Origin of the sequence: Jeotgalicoccus huakuii (assembly GCF_036665975.1) — a bacterium.
GTDB lineage: Bacteria > Bacillota > Bacilli > Staphylococcales > Salinicoccaceae > Jeotgalicoccus > Jeotgalicoccus marinus.
In genome coordinates this window covers 206,197-223,302 of sequence record NZ_JAVIYN010000001.1, presented here as the reverse complement: position 1 = coordinate 223,302, position 17,106 = coordinate 206,197, and the positions used below count along the sequence as shown (strand labels likewise).

Here is a 17,106-nt window from a genome sequence, read left to right as displayed (position 1 = left end):
AAGTCAGATGCACATTTTTTTATTTCTTATAGACATTTACAATTCTATGCTCACAGGAGTGAATAGTTTGTAGGTGTTTTAAAACAGCCCTTGTATCATTTTCTTCAACTAATGTTAGAACTGTCGGACCTGCGCCACTGATTACTGTGGCTAAGGCACCATTTTTGAGTGCCATTTCCTTAATTTCTTCAAATTCCTTAATTAATGGTTGTCTGTAGGGTTCATGAAAGTTATCTTTCATCATTAAATGACCCATTAACTGATAATCTTGGTTTTGTAATGCAAGAATCATCACATTGGCCAGGGCATTTTGCGCCACTGCCTCTACTCTTGTATAGGCGTTTGGTAATACTTCTCTAGCCTCAATAGTATTTATTTCGTAATTCGGCACACTAATAATTATTCCAAGTTTTCCAATATCGATATGATAATAATACAGTTCATTATTTAAGTAGTAGCCCACAAAGGCACCACCTGTTATACATGGGCCCACATTATCTGGATGCCCCTCTATTTGACAGCCGATCAGTACTTTTTCGTGGTCACTTAAATTTAAGTCTAAATAATGATTAGCAATTTCTATTCCTGCAACTATTGCACTAGAGGATGATCCTAAGCCATGTGAGAGTGGAATATCACTATCCATAATCATATGAATTGGTGGTAGTGTTCGCTTATAATCCTTTGCTATCTTTAATGCAGTTTCAAAGACTAGATTTGTCTCATCGGATGGCAAAACTTCTAGTTCTTTAGATTTAAATTCCACTTTAAACGCATCTGAGGATGTTGTTTCAACAGTTAAAAATAAATCTACTGCAACACCGATTGAGTCAAAGCCGAGTCCTAAGTTAGCACTTGATGCGGGTACTTTGAATGATAACTCGCTCATATTATCGACCTAAACTCTCAATATAATCAACAATCGCTTGTTCATCTAATGGTAATTTCTTCGGTTTTTCCATAGCTGTATCAATCGCTGTATCTGGATCTTTAAGTCCATTTCCTGTAAGGACAGTTACGACAGTTGCACCTTTTTCAATTGACCCGTTATTCACTGATTTTATGACACCTGCAAGAGAAGCTGCGGATCCCGGTTCACAAAAGACACCTTCGGTTTGTGCAACTAATTTATAGGCGGATAAAATTTCATCATCTGTGACAGCATCAATCTTACCTTTTGATTCATCTCTTGCCTCTTCAGCTTTAGTCCAGGAAGCTGGATTACCAATACGAATTGCTGTACCAATAGTTTCAGGATTTTCAATAACTTTCCCTTTAACAATTGCAGCTGAACCTTCTGCTTCAAAGCCAAACATCTTTGGTAAACCAGAATGTTTTTGTTCATGGTACTCTTTAAACCCTTTCCAATAAGCAGCAATATTAGCAGCATTACCGACCGGAATCGCTAAATAATCTGGTGCTTTCCCTAATTCATCAACCACTTCAAATGCTGCAGTCTTTTGGCATTCAATACGGTACGGATTTAAGGAGTTTACTAATTCTACACCCTCATTTTTTTCAGCAATCTTACGCACAATTTTTAAGGCATCGTCGAAATTACCATCGATAGATACCGTCTTTGCACCAGCCATCATCGCTTGTGAAATTTTCCCTGCTGCTACCTTACCTTCTGGTAACACAACAATTGCATTAAGACCTGCTCGAGCTGCATAGGCTGCAGCAGAAGCTGAAGTATTTCCTGTAGACGCACAAATTACAGTGTGTGCACCCTCTTCTTTGGCTTTTGCAACAGCAAGTACCATTCCTCTATCTTTAAACGATCCTGTAGGATTCAAGCCTTCAAACTTAGCATATAAATCGATGCCTAAAGTATCGGAAACTTTATCTAATTTTACTAAAGGCGTGTTACCTTCAAATAAAGTGAGTTGAGGTGTCTGTTCTGTAATCGGTAAATATGCTCCGAACGCTTTAATTAGCCCTTGCCATGCCATTATAAATCAGCCCCTAATATTTGGTATGAAACTTCTGACGTTAGCTTATTTGTAAATGTTTTATACGATGATTCATTAGCATCTTTTATAATACAAACAGCGTTTTCATCATCTAAAACTTCATATGAAATGTTCTCACTATCTAAGACACTTTTAACCATCTTAATTTCTTCACTAAAACGAATATAATAATCTGCTTCAACTATACCATTATTAATTGCAGCAGTCTTTGTCGGTAAAGTTAGTTGATTCACATCGATATTAAAGACGTTAATCATATCACTTAAAACTGCTGAGGCCGTCTCTAAACTTCCTGCCCCAGGTCCATAAAACATTGCTTCTCCGATGCCATTACCTGTAATATACACTGCATTTTTTTCATTTTTAACACTGCTCAGTTGATGGTTATTTGATATCAGTATTGGTGAAACAGATAAGTGATAATCCTCATTTACCGCTTCAGCTACCCCAAGTAACTTTATGGTAAAGCCATTAGATTTAGCGATGTTAACATCCTTAATCTCCACACCAGATATACCAGACATAGTGACTTGATTGAAGTCAAATTTCTTATGAAAGGCAAGTCTTGCTAACAATAAGATTTTTCTTCCAGCATCTATTCCGTCAACATCAGCTGTAGGATCTGCTTCTGCGTATCCAATATTTTGAGCTGTAGAAAGGGCTAATTCATAATCCCAACCCTCGTCACTCATCTTAGTTAACATATAGTTTGTCGTACCGTTCAAAATACCCATCACTTTATTAACTTTGTTACTGTTTAAACTATATTTCATACTATTGATAATTGGAATACCACCAGCTACTGCTGCTTCATAAAGAATCTTAGTATTCGCTTCTATTGCTTTTTCCTCTAGTTCATCTATGTGTATTGCTAACATATCCTTATTCGCAGTGACGACAGGTATGCCTAATCCTAAAATCTGTAGTAAAAGGTCTTTAGTATCATTGATACCACCCATCACTTCAACGACTAAATCAATGTTATCTAAATTAATTTCTTCAATATTATCGGTCACATGCATGTCTGATACATCTACGTCTCTTTCTTTTTTTGTATCTGACACTAAAATATGTGTAATGGTAAAGGTAAGACCTGTTGTTTCTTTAATCAAGTCTTCATTTTCTCTGAATAATTTGATAACACCACTACCAACGGTGCCCATTCCGAGTAAGGCAATTTTCTTTTCCATAGTGACCTCCAATAATCTGTTATAGATTCTCATATTAGATGCGTTTTGAAAAAATTTCAAGACATTATTCAGAAAACTCTACACTTTTCTAAACTTTTCTTGTAATATAATAAACTAATAAAAATATATAAAAAAAGGTGTTAAATATGAAAGTAGCTAAATTCGGTGGAAGTTCCTTATCAAATGCAAGTCAAATTAAAAAGGTTGCAGCAATCGTTAAAGGAGACAGTGACATTAAAACCATTGTCGTTAGTGCGCCTGGTAAACGTTTTGATGATGACGTTAAAGTCACAGATCTACTTATTGCGCTTTATACAAATAAAGTCGCAAATATGGATACTTCTAAGATAATAGATGAAATCATGGATCGCTATCGTTCAATCGCTGAAGAACTTTCTTTAGAGACAAAAATAGTCGAAAGTTTTGAGGCCATCTTAAATGACCGTTTAAACAATATAGAGGAACAAGCATATTTACTCGATGCGCTTAAATCATCTGGTGAAGATTTCAATGCTCAATTAATTAGTACATACCTCAATACGCTCGGCTTATCGAGTAAGTACGTCTCTCCAAAAGAAGCGGGTATTATCGTTTCAAATACACCTGCTAACGCACGCTTACTCCAATCATCTTATGATGAAATAAAAAAACTTAAAGACTATGAAGAAGATGTCTTAGTTATTCCAGGATTCTTTGGCTATTCAGAAGATGATGACATCATCACTTTTGCGAGAGGTGGATCAGATATAACTGGTGCGATCATTGCCCGAGGACTATCTGCAGATATTTATGAGAACTATACGGATGAGTCTTATATTTTTGCAGCACACCCAGGTATTATAGATAATCCTTATAAGATTAAAGAAATCACCTATAAAGAAATGCGAGAATTAGCCTATGCAGGTTTTGGTATCTTCCATGATGAAGCGCTTGAACCACTCTATCAGGAAAAAATCCCTGTCATGATTAGAAATACAAATGATCCAACTGTTGAAGGAACAAAAATTGTTGCCGAAAGAGCTTTAGATCCAAAAGTTCCGGTAATCGGCTTTTCATGTGATGAAGGTTTTATTTCCATAAACTTACACAAGTATCTTTTAAACAAGGAAGTCGGATTTACAAAGCGGATTTTACAAATACTTGAAGATTACAACATATCTTATGAGCATATGCCTTCAGGAATTGATGATATTTCAATCATCATACGTTCCAATCAATTTGAAGGCAACGACAATTTAGAACGTGTCATTGAAGATATCGACACACAACTAGAGCCTGAATGGATTGAAGTCGAAGATAATCTTAGTCTCTTATTCATTGTCGGACTTGGTATGGCTCGGCAGGTCGGAACCGTTCAGCGAGTGACTACCGCACTTGCTGACAGCAATATAAATATTCGTATGATGAATCAAGGTTCGACTGAATATAGTATGATGTTTGCCATACAGTCACAGGATCATGTCCCTGCGATTAAAGCATTATTCAATCAGTTTTTCTAAGTCCTATACTTTAACTATTACTTTAGTTTATTCTATAATAGACTTAAGCGTTTTTTCATATAGGAGTGATGGTTTATGAGTCTGCAAACACGTGTGTCTTACATTAATCGCTACAGAGAAATTGCAATTGCAATTTCAAAAAGTGGCTTTGGTTATATTATTGAGGAGCTCGGCCTAGATAAGGTAATTTCCCTACCAAGAAGATTACTAATTCGTCAAAAAGATGATGAAGTTCAAGAATTAACCTATGCAGAGAGAATTCGCTTGTTTATCGAATCGATGGGGACCACCTTTATTAAGCTAGGTCAAATTGCTTCTACACGTGGTGACTTACTCCCACCAGAGCTCATTAAAGAACTTGAAAAACTACAGAGTCACGTGCCAAGTTTTCCGAGTGACAATGTGAAGACGATTATTGAAGATGCACTCGGCGCTCCAATGGATGAAATATTTATGATCTTTGATGAAGATCCAGTCGGGTCTGCCTCAATTGGTCAAGTTCACCGGGCAATGTTATTAAGTGGTGAAGATGTTGCCGTTAAGGTGCAACGTCCAAATATTGAAAAGACTGTCCGCACAGACCTTGAAATTCTCAGGCATTTAGCAACACTCGCTGAGTCAAATCTTGAGTGGGCAAGAAACTATCAAGTTACCGATATGATCGATGAATTTTCAACCGCTTTAATCAATGAATTAGATTATACGATTGAAGCGAGAAATATGGAACGCATAAGTAAAACTCATAAGCATGACAGTCGTGTAATCATCCCTGGTATTCATTGGGATTATACGACTAAAGAAGTTTTAGTGATGGACTTTATAAAAGGTACACCTATAAACCAATTCGATAAGCTCGATGCATTAAATATTGACCGAAGTAAAGTGGCAGACACACTAGCTAAGTCAATTTTTAAACAAATCTTTGAAGATGGCTACTTCCACGGTGATCCGCATCCAGGTAATGTCAGTGTGTTAAATGACGGCAGTCTCGTCTTTTTAGACTTTGGAATGATTGGTCGCTTGACAAGTGATTTAAAAAATAACTTTGGTTCATTACTGATTTCATTAATGAAAAAAGATGCATCAGGTGTTGTTAAATCTATCGTAAAAATGGGTGTTGTCCCAGCTGATGTCTCAATGAAAAAGTTAAATCGTGAAGCGGAAATCATGAGAGATAAATATTATGATGTTCCCTTATCCAAATTGAATTTCTCTGATGCAGTCAATGATTTATTTGGCATTGCGAATAAGTATAAAATTAAGTTACCTCAAGACTTCACAATACTAGCGAAGACACTCTTAACTCTAGAAGGTGTCGTCAGTAAGCTGGATCCAGACTTTAGTATTATGGACGTTGCTGAACCGTTTGGTAAGGCTTTATTACTTGAAAGATATAACCCTAAAAACTTAATCGATTTTCAAATCGATGAGCTCCAGCAAATTGGTACAGAACTTAGAGATGTAACTTCTAATGTGCACCAGTTTTCTAAAGGCTTAAAAAACTCTAATTTACCGATTGAAATTGATGTTAAAGGCCGTTCCCAATTTTCAAAACATCTAGATAGAGTCATTAACCGACTTAGTTTCTCTATTGTTTTACTTGCCTTTTGTATTGTCATGGTAGGACTTATAGTCGGCTCAGCTATACTCGGTGAAGGTAGTATTATTTTTAGAATACCTATCATTGAAATTGCAGCTATTTTTGCAATGGGCATGTTTATTTGGCTCCTCTGGTCAATCGTTAAATCAGGTAGGTTCTAAAGAATAGGTATATAAAAAATGCCCTTAGATTTTTTAATCTAGGGGCATTTAACATTTAGATATAAAACATATATCCATCAAATTCATCTGTATCATTGTCGATAATATCGTGTAAGGTCGTGTGATCTAACACATCGTTAACGGCATTACCAATACGTTTCCACAAGAAGCTTTCATTTTTACTCTCATGATCGTCGGAATCAACCACCATGACATTTTCTTCTACTGCAGAGAACACTTGCCCTACTGTTATTTCTTTTGGTGGATAATTTAGTTCATATCCCCCGTACGCACCTCTTGTACTTTTAACTAAACCATCTTTCTTTAAGTTAGCAACAATCTGTTCTAGATATAAATCACTAATATCTCTTTCTATTGCTACTGATTTTACACTACGTTTTTTTATGCCATATTCTTTTGCTAATGTCAGCATAAAATATAATCCATATCTACCTTTAGTGGATATTTTCATTGTTACACCTCTAAAATTTAAGTTCATAAAGATTTTGTATTATAATTAAATATAACATATCTTTAAAGTAAGGTGAAAAACTATGAATAACCAACCGTTAAGCTATCGAATGCGTCCTCAAAATATTGATGAAGTCCTAGGTCAGAACCATCTCGTCGGCCAAGGTGGTATTATAAGACGTATGGTCGACGCAAAAAGATTGTCATCAATGATTTTATATGGCCCACCGGGTATTGGTAAGACCAGTATAGCAAGTGCCATTGCTGGTTCAACTAAATATAAATTCCGCACTTTAAATGCGGTGACGGATACTAAGAAAGATATGCAGATTGTTGCAGAAGAAGGTAAAATGAGCGGGAGTGTCATCTTACTCTTAGATGAAATCCACAGGCTGGATAAGGCTAAACAAGATTTTCTTTTACCTCATTTAGAGAAAGGTACGATTATTCTAATTGGGGCGACAACCTCCAATCCCTACCATGCAATTAATCCCGCCATTCGCTCAAGAACTCAAATTTTTGAACTAAATCCATTAGAAACAGAGGATATTAAAACCGCAATCCAGAGAGCTCTTAACGATAGTGAACGTGGTTTAGCTGATTTAAATATAACAATTGAAGACGATGCAATTGAACACTTTGTTTCCTCTTCACATGGTGATGTAAGAAGTGCTTTAAATGCTCTAGAGCTTGCTGCCTTAAGTTCTAACAAAGAAGATGGTACTGTTAACATCACCTTGCAAGATGCCTTAGATTGTATGCAAAAATCAGCATTCTTACACGATAAAGACGGTGACATGCATTATGATGTAATGAGCGCCTTACAGAAATCTATTCGTGGTAGCGATGTCGATGCAGCGCTTCACTACCTAGCACGTTTAATTGAAGCTGGTGATTTGGTTACAATTGCAAGACGTATACTCGTCATTGCTTATGAAGATATTTCCCTTGCAAATCCAAACATCGCATCAAGAACACTTGATGCGATAATTGCTGCAGAACGACTTGGTTTTCCAGAAGCGCGTATTCCCTTGTCACAAGCTGTAATTGAGCTCGCCTTAACACCTAAATCAAATACAGCAATTACAAGTATTGATCAGGCATTATCTGACATACGTAAAGGAAAAACCGGTGCAATACCTCGCCATCTAAGGGATGGACATTATAAAGGTGCTAAGGAATTAGGTAATGCCATTGGCTACAAATACCCACATGATTATCCTAACCATGTTGTTAGTCAACAATATCTACCTGATGCGATTAAAAATAAGAGATATTATAAAGATGATGGCATTAGTAAATACGAGCAAACTTTAACCGAAACCTATCGCAAACTTAAAAATTTAAATAAATAAAGCGGTGTGGAAAATCCACACTGCTTTTTCTCATAAAAAATAACCACCAAGAAAACTTGGTGGCTACCGAAATACCCAACATAAGCCGTGTGTTATTGTTGATTATTTTGGCCTGCTATTTGCAGGTGGGTGCCCTGTTCCCAACTCCAAACGTCCTATTGCGTTCATAGGCTTGTTTTTCGAAGGAAAACCAATTAGGCTCCCGTTTAAAAAGGTGTTAGGTCAAAATATAATTCAACACATCACGAACTCTTCAGGAATTTCTATTAATATAATAATACCACAAAATATATAGAAGTAAACTAAAAAGTCTGAAAGCGCTTTAAAATACTTGGCAAACATCTATATGACAGTCTTCACAATTAATCATATGTCGTAGTTTTTCGATGTTATGTATTGTAATTACTTTATTTTCTATTGTAATCAATTCCTGCTGAATTAATTCTCTCAATAATCTATTAACGACCTCTCTAGAGGTTCCACACAATTGCCCCATCTCTTGGTTTGTAATCTTTGTTTTAATTACAATCCCTTTTGAAGTCTTTTCACCAAATGAATTGGATAAGCGAATTAAAGTTGAACAAAGTGCCCCAATTTTACCGTACATGATATTGTCTCGCATTTTAGTAATTGAGCGTTGTCGATCAATCTCTACCCAGTGCATCCATTCTGTTTTTATATCTTCATTTTCTAATATTAGAGTCTCAAATCTCTTTCTAGAAATTTTATAGATTTCTGTATTTACTTTTGCCTTAGCGTAAGTTGCATGAACTTTCGGTCCACAAAAGAGTGTTACAGCACCAAATATGCCTTTCTCACTAATTAAATTTGTGGCCAATTCAACACCTTCTGGTTGCATACGACTAATAAATACTTGTCCTTTTTTAATGGTGCATATGTAGGTTGTTTCATCACCTGGATAATAAATATAATCGCCTTTGTTAAAGCTCATTTTTGAGCCGTGAGTTTCTATAAGACTAATGAGTTGGTCAGGATAAAAAATTGTATTATTCATCATAATTTAACCTCCAGTCATTTGAGTAAATTTTATCATAAAGTGTGACAAATATCACTTTTTTCTGAGGCCTACTCGCTTACAATTTATGTATAGAAAACATTCGTAAAGAAGGTGAAAGTATGACTGAGAAGAAAAATTTAGACAAAAAGAACGAAGAAGATAGCCATCAAAATATGGATTTAAGAGGCACATTTATGATGGTACTTTTTCTCGGAGGTTTAATGTTACTCAGTTGGTTCGGTGCATTTATTTTATTCATGGAAAGGATGTAGGTTAACACATGCACAAGTTTGAGAAAATTTGGATTACGCTTGGGACCGGTTCTCTTGCGATATTTTTAATTATTTTAGGTATATCTGCAGTCCATGGTGGGCACACACCTGCTGCAAGTGGTATTGAAACTATAAATCCTGAACATGTCAGAGATGATGAACGATTTAAAGAGCCCGGACTCGTCGAGGCAACTTCTGGAGATCATGATTATGATTTATATTTTGTTGCGAGTGCTTTTATGTATGAACCAGGTGAAGTTGAAATTCCTGTGGGTTCTAAAGTTAAAGTCCATGTCACCAGCCCAGATGTTGTTCACGGCTTTCAAGTCGTTGGGACAAATATCAACATGATGGCTGAACCGGGTCTAATTTCCACATATGATATGACCTTTGATGAGCCTGGAGAACATCTAATACTCTGCAACGAATATTGTGGTGTCGGTCATGCTGATATGACATCTAAATTGAAAATCGTAGATGGAGGTACAACGAATGACTAATTTCACAACTGCTCAAATGTTTGCACCACACACTAAGGTAGATTCTAAAGATAGTAAACTTGTTTTAGCAAACATGTTTTGGGTTGCATTCGCCTTACTTATCGGTGGATCTGCTGGTCTCCTGCAGACCTTAGTACGTTCAGGTCAATTCGAATTACCTTTTGGTATCGGTTATTATCAACTTTTAACATTACACGGTGTTATACTTGCCTTAGTCATGACATTCTTCTTTATAATGGGCTTTCAAATTGCTGCGCTTTCAAGAACTGCAGGTCCGTTAAACAACAAAGAACGTCGACTCGGTTGGATTGGCTTTTGGGTAATGACTGTCGGTACGCTTATGGCCGCGGTGATGATTGCGACTAATGAAGCTTCAGTTTTATATACTTTTTATGCACCGCTTCAAGCACATGTTATTTTCTATATTGGATTAACGCTAGTCATCGTTGGTACATGGTTGTCTGCTTTAGGCCAAATGATGCGTTACTTCCGTTGGCGCAAAGAGAATAAAGGACAAAAGACACCTTTACTGAGCTATATGACAGCTGTAAATAACCTTATGTGGTATGTCTGTACAATAGGTGTTGCAACAACAGTACTATTCCAATTTATTCCTTGGTCCGTTGGTTGGGTTGAGACAATAAATATTACACTAAGTCGTACCTTATTCTGGTATTTTGGTCATGCCTTGGTTTACTTCTGGCTCTTACCTGCTTACATGGTATGGTACGCAGTGATGCCAAAAATATTAGGTACAAAAGGATTCTCAGATAAACTAGCGCGTCTTGCTTTTGTATTATTCTTATTCTTCAGTATCCCAGTTGGTATTCACCACCAACTCGTTGATCCTGGTATTGATGCATTTTGGAAAGGACTACAAGTTGTTCTAACTTTCATGGTTATTATTCCATCCTTAATGACTGCCTTTAGTATGTTTGCTGTATTTGAAACTTATGGACGTAACAAAGGCGCCACTGGTTTATTAGATTGGTTTAAAAAATTACCATGGTCTGATGCACGATTTGTGCTGGTATTTATAGGTATGCTCTTCTTCGTTCCAGGTGGACTTGGAGGTATTATTAATGCATCCGGTCAAATGAACCAATTGGTACACAATACGATTTGGATTGTGGGTCACTTCCACATCACAGTAGGTGCACCTGTCGTACTTACCTACTTCGCAGCAATGTTATTTTTACTTCCACATATTACAGGACATAAAATCGACCGCATTGCGAACAGATTGGGACTGATGCTCGCTTACACATGGGCACTGGGTATGGGTATTATGTCTGCAGCTATGCACTTTGCAGGATTAAGAGGCGCTCCACGTCGTTCAACCTTCTCTGAATACGGCGGTGCGCCAGTCGCAGAAGAATGGATTACTTATCAGGTCATGCAAGCCGTCGGGGGTTCTTTCTTATTCATTGCAATTATTATCGCAATACTAATGTTCCTGAAATTGATTACTGGACCAAAAACAGATGAAATTGAAGAATTTCCTGTCGCAGAATTCCTTGATCAGAATGATCCGCCAGTCAGATGGGTCGATAATTGGAGGCTGCTCTTTATAATTACAGCCTTTTTAGTACTAATTGCCTACACGGTACCAATCACACAAATGTTTACAGAGAACATTCCAGGTGCTAAAGGCTTTAAGTTATGGTAGCAAAATAAAAATGGTGTGAACATCTTAAACAATGGATGTTCATACCATTTTTTATATTGCCTGCTTGTTTTTCATAAATAAAGTTTAATTTTCTTTTAATCGACTCTTTGTAATATAACGGAACATTGGTATAACTGATTGTATCAGTATGCCGACAATAACAAAACCAAACATCACACCAGAAAGTGTAATAATATAATATTCGAACTCTCCTAAGTCTTGCCAGAATGGCCGGTCAATAGTGTAGAAGTAATTACTACCTATTGATTTATTTAATAAGTGTGCAACTGTCATATATACCATAAAACCTAATGCAGAAATTATTGAACCTTTGATATTAGGTACAAAGCCATTAATGGCATGTCTGATATATGGATATACGATAATTAAACTATGCAGGATAAAGAATGTTACACCAAGCATGTGGAATGGTGATGAGATGCCTACAGGATAGATGAATGATGCGTAAGCAAAAATTCCCCAATAAAAAATAATTTGATCCAACCAAGCTTTGTTTACAAAGAACTGAATGATAATCAGATAGCAAACTAAACGGCAAATGTGCAATGGTAAGGACTCAGTTAATGAATAATCAGTGAATCCGACAAAGTAAATGACACTCAGAACGCGCTGTAAAACGGCAAATGAAAGTATTATCACCATTGCCTTTTTTGGTTCTTCTTTTACCCACCATCTGTTCTTGATTAAAAATGCAATAACTAGGGCAAATCCAATCAAATAAATGATGTGCTCTAAACTGCCGAGTTCAATTGTCGCTGCATTTGGATCAACGAATGTTTGCATTCCCCGCCTCCATAATTTTAAAAATAGACTGAGATGAATTCATCTCAGTCTAAGTGTAAACAATTTTCGTCTTATTTGCCAATGTCTAAATCAATATTTAACTCTTTTAATTGAGCTTTAGAAACTTCAGAAGGTGCTTGCATCATTAAATCACTTGCATTTTGCGTCTTAGGAAAGGCAATAACATCTCTGATATTATCAGATCCTGTTAATAGCATTACAAAGCGGTCTAACCCATAAGCAATACCACCATGTGGTGGTGCACCATATTGGAAGGCTTCAATTAGGAAACCAAACTGTCTGTCTCTTTCCTCATCAGTAAATCCAAGTGCTTTAAACATTTTTTCTTGAAGACTTGAGTCTGAAATACGAATCGATCCACCACCGAGTTCATAGCCGTTTAAAACAATGTCGTAGGCGTTTGCTTTTACTTCTTCAGGTGCTGTTTCTAGTTTATCAATATCTTCTTCTCTAGGTGAAGTAAATGGATGGTGGGCCGCAAAATAACGTTCAAGTTCTTCGTCGTATTCTAGTAATGGCCAGTCGGTTACCCATATGAAGTTAAATTGTTCTGGGTCGATCAATCCTAAATCTTTACCTAATTTATTTCTTAAGTTACCTAGGCTTGCATGTACAACAGAAGTTTTATCTGCAACGAATAGGACAAGGTCATCAGTTTTAAGGTCAAGTTTTTTAAATAATTCCTTTTGACTTTCATCATCAAAGAATTTTGCAATTGGACCTTGTAACCCTTCTTCACTGACCTTCAACCAGGCGAGACCCTTAGCACCGTAATTTTTAACGAATGCTTCAAGCTTATCAATATCCTTACGTGAATAGTTTTTAGCTTGGCCCTCTAGTACTAAAGCATTCACCATACCTCCGCTTTCCACTGCAGATGAGAATACTTTAAAGTCTGATGTCTTAGCAAATTCACTAATATCTTGTAGTTCTAAAGCAAAACGCGTATCGGGTTTATCTACCCCGTATCTCGCCATTGCTTCATCGTAAGTGATTCGGCTAAATGGTGCAGGCACATCAATATTTTTAACCTTTTTCATAACAAACTGAATTAACCGTTCATTCATCTCAATCATATCTTCTATGTTAGTAAATGATTTTTCAATGTCTATCTGTGTAAATTCTGGCTGACGGTCTGCTCGTAAATCTTCATCTCTAAAGCATTTAACGATTTGGTAATACCTTTCTAGACCAGACAACATTAATAGTTGCTTATAGATTTGTGGCGATTGTGGTAGTGCATAAAATTCTCCTGGATGTACTCTAGAAGGTACAAGATAATCTCTCGCACCCTCAGGAGATGATTTAGATAAAACAGGTGTTTCAATATCCATGAAATCTTCTTTATCTAAGAAATTTCTGACAGCTTTATTAATTTTATATCTCGTACGTAAAATATTTTGTAGTTTTTTACGACGGAGGTCAATATAACGATATTTTAACCGTGTATCTTCATTTACCTTGTCTTCGCTCACTTGAAACGGTGGCGTCTTAGCTTTTGCTAAGATTTCAATGTCACTCGCTAAAATTTCAATGTCACCAGATGGAATATTTTTATTCACTTGAGATTCATCTCGTTTGATTACTTCACCATGAATACTCACAACATATTCTGTGCGGATTGTATCTGCAATCTTAAGCGCTTCAAGAGACACATCTGGGTTGAAGACGACCTGCACTTGCCCTTTTAAGTCACGCATATCAATAAAAATTAATCCACCTAAATCACGACGCTTTTGTACCCATCCTTGTATATGAACCTGCTCACCATCCTTGTCTAAGGTCACTTCATTTGAAAATATTCTTGTCATTTATTGGTCCTCCAAAAATTGTATTAATTCGTCGAATTTCACATTTTTACTATTGCCAGTATCCATCTCTTTGATATCAACCGATTCACTACTTAACTCATCATCACCTAAGACGATGGTATAACGTGCATTTTTTCGGTCTGCGTCTTTCATCTGAGCTTTCAGTTTTCGATTTTCATAATCCATTTCTGCACTAATATTGTTTTTTCTAAGCTTGTGAAGTAAAGTACTTGCAACATCACGCGCTTCATCAGTCATTGTACAAATGTATAGTTCAATGCCACTTTCATCTGGAATTGTGATACCTTCAGCTTCTAGTGCCAAAAGTAGACGTTCAATACTTAAGGCAAAGCCAATACCCGTTTTTTGTGGCCCATCTAACAGCTCTAAGAGTCCATTATAACGACCGCCACCACATAAAGTTGTTATGGCTCCGAATCCTTCAGAATCACTCATTAACTCAAAGGCAGTATGCGTATAGTAATCTAAACCACGTACGAGATTATAATCTACTTCGTACTCGATATCTAAATCATCTAGTTTGTTTTTTACTGCCTCAAAGTATGCTTTTGATTCGTCATTCAGATAATCGTACATTCTCGGAGCCGTTTGAACAAGTTCATGGTCCTTATCCTTCTTACAGTCTAGAATTCGCATTGGATTGGTGTTAATTCTGCTTTGACAATCACTACAAAATTCACCAATTCTTGGAGAAAAATGCTCAACCAAGGCTTTATTATATTCATTTCTAGAATCGATATCACCAATTGAATTTATCTTAAGCTTAAGCTTTTTCAAGCCAAATGATTGGTAAATATTCATCAACATACTGATGACTTCAACATCGATTAATGGATCCTCTACACCAATTGCTTCTATACCAAATTGAACGAATTGACGATATCTACCTTTTTGCTTTCTTTCATAACGAAACATCGGTGCTAAATAATAAAGTTTTGTGGGTTGCTCAACATCATGTTGCATCTTATTCTCTATATAACTTCTTACCACGGGAGCAGTACCTTCAGGGCGCAATGTTAGACTACGATCACCCTTATCTTGGAAGGTATACATTTCCTTATTGACGATATCAGTTGATCCGCCGACACCTCTGACAAAAAGTTCAGTTGATTCGAACACAGGTGTGCGAATTTCTTTATAGTTATAACTTTTAGCAACTTCAGCTAGTTTTTTTTCTATAAACTGCCACTTATAAGATTCCGACGGTAAAATATCTTGGGTACCTCTTGGTACTTGAATCATATTATCTCTCCTAAATAAATTATTTAAATACAAAAAAACCTTATACCAAAAATGGTATAAGGGACGAAATGGTCGTGGTGCCACCCTATGTTCAGTACGAGTATCGTACTCTCAAGACAGATAACGGTTGTTGCCGCTTATTTTCAGATGTGTGAGCAAAGTGTCGGCCAATATCTTTTTAAGCATTCACTTCCAGCCTAGGTGAATTTCTCTATTGCTTTTTATATAGATACTCTCTTTGCAAAATTAATTATTTATAATTAGTCTCTTAATAATAGTCAGAATTATTGTTTATGTCAAGTTATCTATGAACATAAGAATTAATACCTTCTATTAACGCTGTCACCATCTTATCTTGATATTCCGTTTCATTTAAGATATAGTCATCAAACTCATTTGAAAGATAACCGAGTTCAACTAAAACCCCAGGATAATCTAACTGCCATGTGACCTGATAGTTCATCGTTTGATTCCCACGATTATAAAGGAATGAATGTCGATCTAAGGCTTCATTTAAATGTTGACCGAAGGCTTCTTGTTCTGGATAAGTATAAAAAGTAGTAAAACCAGATATAGCAGGATCATCAAAAGCATCACTATGTAAGCTTATAAATAAATCTGCTTCAACCTTCCTATCGTCTAAACTCTTCGTTTCTTCTTCGCCGCGTGTCATAATGACTTCAGCACCTGAATCCTCTAAAGTGGTCTGTAACTTAGAAGCAATCGAATAGACAACATTATCTTCATTTTCACCGTACTGACTTGGTGCACCCGGATCTTCACCGCCATGGCCAGGATCAAGCGCCACAGTGACCCCACTTAAATCATAGGTTGGTGCTTCTGTTTCATTTGAAAAATCCATTGTAATTGTTTGTTCAGGTTCATGAATCACCGTTCTGTATATATAAACAGCTAAATATAAAATTCCAACTGCAATAATTAAAATGAATAAAGGCTTTACATATAAATGTTTTTTATATTTTAAGAAATATAAAATATTCGATACTACTTTTTTAAAAAATGCTTTGATTGTATCCATCAGACTATTTTTCCATCCACAGCTTCATAGATGAGTGTAATCGGACCGTCATTCACAATTCTAACGTCCATATGTTCACCAAAGAAACCTTCTTTAACTATGAGTCCCTCATCTCTTAAACCTTCATTGAATGCTTGATATAAATCTTTTGCCACGTCACCAGATGCAGCATCGGTAAAGCTCGGTCGATTCCCTTTTTTCAATGAAGCATATAAGGTGAACTGAGAGATACTTAAGATTTGACCGCCTACTTCTTGGATTGATCGATTGATTTTACCTTCTGCGTCTTCGAACACACGAGCACTGGCAATTTTTTTAGCGAGTGCCTTGGCATCAGCTACAGTGGATGATTGACTCACACCTACTAATAAGCAATAGCCATCATTGATCTCATTATACATTTCGTTATTGCTAACTAATGCATGTGATACTTTTTGTAATACAATCTTCATCGTCATCC

16 protein-coding genes and 1 other RNA gene are annotated in these 17,106 nt (G+C 36.4%); 6 read left to right on the top strand and 11 right to left on the bottom strand.

All coding sequences use genetic code 11. From position 1 onward, the window contains the following. Positions 1–19: 19 nt before the first annotated feature. The 3 genes from thrB to V6E76_RS00980 are packed head-to-tail and all read right to left on the bottom strand — an operon-like array spanning position 20 to position 3,163. The gene (gene thrB / locus V6E76_RS00990; protein ID WP_247348124.1) at positions 20–889 is read right to left on the bottom strand and encodes a homoserine kinase; all 870 of its coding nucleotides are present in this window, start codon (positions 887–889) and stop codon (positions 20–22) included. A 1-nt stretch (position 890) separates the two neighbouring features. Continuing rightward, complete coding sequence (gene thrC / locus V6E76_RS00985) at positions 891–1,952, bottom strand: threonine synthase (RefSeq protein WP_247348122.1); 1,062 nt, start codon at positions 1,950–1,952, stop codon at positions 891–893. Then, on the bottom strand, positions 1,952–3,163 hold the full coding sequence (locus V6E76_RS00980) for a homoserine dehydrogenase (protein ID WP_247348120.1): 1,212 nt from the start codon (positions 3,161–3,163) through the stop codon (positions 1,952–1,954). Before V6E76_RS00980 ends, thrC begins: the two co-directional genes overlap by 1 nt. A gap of 146 nt (positions 3,164–3,309) precedes the next feature. Here V6E76_RS00980 and V6E76_RS00975 point away from each other — a divergent pair, with 146 nt between their 5' ends. Together V6E76_RS00975 and V6E76_RS00970 are read left to right on the top strand one after the other, a co-directional pair. Beyond that, the gene (locus V6E76_RS00975) at positions 3,310–4,662 is read left to right on the top strand and encodes an aspartate kinase (protein ID WP_247348118.1); all 1,353 of its coding nucleotides are present in this window, start codon (positions 3,310–3,312) and stop codon (positions 4,660–4,662) included. A gap of 75 nt (positions 4,663–4,737) precedes the next feature. Next, positions 4,738–6,423 carry an ABC1 kinase family protein gene (locus V6E76_RS00970; protein WP_247348116.1) on the top strand — a complete coding sequence of 562 codons (1,686 nt, stop codon included), beginning with the start codon at positions 4,738–4,740 and terminating at the stop codon, positions 6,421–6,423. 55 nt (positions 6,424–6,478) lie between these two features. On the opposite strand, the gene V6E76_RS00965 is transcribed toward V6E76_RS00970, so the two are convergent. Continuing rightward, positions 6,479–6,895 carry an RrF2 family transcriptional regulator gene (locus V6E76_RS00965; protein ID WP_026866474.1) on the bottom strand — a complete coding sequence of 139 codons (417 nt, stop codon included), beginning with the start codon at positions 6,893–6,895 and terminating at the stop codon, positions 6,479–6,481. Between the two features lie 82 nt (positions 6,896–6,977). On the opposite strand from V6E76_RS00965, the gene V6E76_RS00960 reads away from it, so the two are divergent. Beyond that, complete coding sequence (locus V6E76_RS00960; RefSeq protein ID WP_166626609.1) at positions 6,978–8,249, top strand: replication-associated recombination protein A; 1,272 nt, start codon at positions 6,978–6,980, stop codon at positions 8,247–8,249. Between the two features lie 68 nt (positions 8,250–8,317). Here the strand turns inward: V6E76_RS00960 and ssrS are convergent. Further along, positions 8,318–8,512: non-coding RNA, 6S RNA (gene ssrS, locus V6E76_RS00955), on the bottom strand. A gap of 59 nt (positions 8,513–8,571) precedes the next feature. Further along, a complete protein-coding gene (locus V6E76_RS00950) occupies positions 8,572–9,267 on the bottom strand; it encodes a Crp/Fnr family transcriptional regulator (protein ID WP_051220472.1) in 696 nt (231 codons plus the stop codon). Positions 9,268–9,386: 119 nt separating this feature from the next. Between V6E76_RS00950 and V6E76_RS00945 the strand changes: the two genes are divergently transcribed. The 3 genes from V6E76_RS00945 to V6E76_RS00935 are packed head-to-tail and all read left to right on the top strand — an operon-like array spanning position 9,387 to position 11,708. Beyond that, the gene (locus tag V6E76_RS00945) at positions 9,387–9,539 is read left to right on the top strand and encodes a cytochrome c oxidase subunit 2A (RefSeq protein WP_240921823.1); all 153 of its coding nucleotides are present in this window, start codon (positions 9,387–9,389) and stop codon (positions 9,537–9,539) included. A gap of 8 nt (positions 9,540–9,547) precedes the next feature. Further along, a complete protein-coding gene (locus V6E76_RS00940; RefSeq protein ID WP_026866477.1) occupies positions 9,548–10,039 on the top strand; it encodes a cytochrome c oxidase subunit II in 492 nt (163 codons plus the stop codon). Positions 10,040–10,055: 16 nt separating this feature from the next. Further along, on the top strand, positions 10,056–11,708 hold the full coding sequence (locus V6E76_RS00935; RefSeq protein WP_026866478.1) for a b(o/a)3-type cytochrome-c oxidase subunit 1: 1,653 nt from the start codon (positions 10,056–10,058) through the stop codon (positions 11,706–11,708). An 84-nt stretch (positions 11,709–11,792) separates the two neighbouring features. Here the strand turns inward: V6E76_RS00935 and V6E76_RS00930 are convergent, their stop codons facing one another. The 5 genes from V6E76_RS00930 to dtd form a co-directional block, all read right to left on the bottom strand. Beyond that, positions 11,793–12,512, bottom strand: a complete 720-nt coding sequence (locus V6E76_RS00930; protein ID WP_166626608.1) for a YwaF family protein — start codon at positions 12,510–12,512, stop codon at positions 11,793–11,795. Positions 12,513–12,583: 71 nt separating this feature from the next. After that, on the bottom strand, positions 12,584–14,344 hold the full coding sequence (aspS, locus tag V6E76_RS00925; protein ID WP_166626607.1) for an aspartate--tRNA ligase: 1,761 nt from the start codon (positions 14,342–14,344) through the stop codon (positions 12,584–12,586). Continuing rightward, positions 14,345–15,607 (bottom strand): histidine--tRNA ligase, encoded by a 1,263-nt coding sequence (gene hisS / locus V6E76_RS00920; RefSeq protein WP_166626606.1) that lies wholly within the window; start codon positions 15,605–15,607, stop codon positions 14,345–14,347. It abuts the gene before it with no gap. A 301-nt stretch (positions 15,608–15,908) separates the two neighbouring features. After that, a complete protein-coding gene (locus V6E76_RS00915) occupies positions 15,909–16,646 on the bottom strand; it encodes an N-acetylmuramoyl-L-alanine amidase family protein (RefSeq protein WP_166626605.1) in 738 nt (245 codons plus the stop codon). Continuing rightward, complete coding sequence (gene dtd, locus V6E76_RS00910; protein WP_166626604.1) at positions 16,646–17,098, bottom strand: D-aminoacyl-tRNA deacylase; 453 nt, start codon at positions 17,096–17,098, stop codon at positions 16,646–16,648. Before dtd ends, V6E76_RS00915 begins: the two co-directional genes overlap by 1 nt. Between the last annotated feature and the right edge of the window lie 8 nt (positions 17,099–17,106).

Bases quoted from the DNA above. Each gene is read 5' to 3' on its own strand.
- dtd (WP_166626604.1), bottom strand. From the start codon at position 17,098: ATGAAGATTGTATTACAAAAAGTATCACATGCATTAGTTAGCAATAAC.
- V6E76_RS00950 (WP_051220472.1), bottom strand. From the start codon at position 9,267: ATGATGAATAATACAATTTTTTATCCTGACCAACTCATTAGTCTTATA.
- V6E76_RS00965 (WP_026866474.1), bottom strand. From the start codon at position 6,895: ATGAAAATATCCACTAAAGGTAGATATGGATTATATTTTATGCTGACA.
- V6E76_RS00930 (WP_166626608.1), bottom strand. From the start codon at position 12,512: ATGCAAACATTCGTTGATCCAAATGCAGCGACAATTGAACTCGGCAGT.
- V6E76_RS00940 (WP_026866477.1), top strand. From the start codon at position 9,548: ATGCACAAGTTTGAGAAAATTTGGATTACGCTTGGGACCGGTTCTCTT.
- thrB (WP_247348124.1), bottom strand. From the start codon at position 889: ATGAGCGAGTTATCATTCAAAGTACCCGCATCAAGTGCTAACTTAGGA.
- thrC (WP_247348122.1), bottom strand. From the start codon at position 1,952: ATGGCATGGCAAGGGCTAATTAAAGCGTTCGGAGCATATTTACCGATT.
- V6E76_RS00945 (WP_240921823.1), top strand. From the start codon at position 9,387: ATGACTGAGAAGAAAAATTTAGACAAAAAGAACGAAGAAGATAGCCAT.
- V6E76_RS00915 (WP_166626605.1), bottom strand. From the start codon at position 16,646: ATGGATACAATCAAAGCATTTTTTAAAAAAGTAGTATCGAATATTTTA.
- aspS (WP_166626607.1), bottom strand. From the start codon at position 14,344: ATGACAAGAATATTTTCAAATGAAGTGACCTTAGACAAGGATGGTGAG.
- hisS (WP_166626606.1), bottom strand. From the start codon at position 15,607: ATGATTCAAGTACCAAGAGGTACCCAAGATATTTTACCGTCGGAATCT.
- V6E76_RS00960 (WP_166626609.1), top strand. From the start codon at position 6,978: ATGAATAACCAACCGTTAAGCTATCGAATGCGTCCTCAAAATATTGAT.
- V6E76_RS00975 (WP_247348118.1), top strand. From the start codon at position 3,310: ATGAAAGTAGCTAAATTCGGTGGAAGTTCCTTATCAAATGCAAGTCAA.
- V6E76_RS00970 (WP_247348116.1), top strand. From the start codon at position 4,738: ATGAGTCTGCAAACACGTGTGTCTTACATTAATCGCTACAGAGAAATT.
- V6E76_RS00935 (WP_026866478.1), top strand. From the start codon at position 10,056: ATGTTTGCACCACACACTAAGGTAGATTCTAAAGATAGTAAACTTGTT.
- V6E76_RS00980 (WP_247348120.1), bottom strand. From the start codon at position 3,163: ATGGAAAAGAAAATTGCCTTACTCGGAATGGGCACCGTTGGTAGTGGT.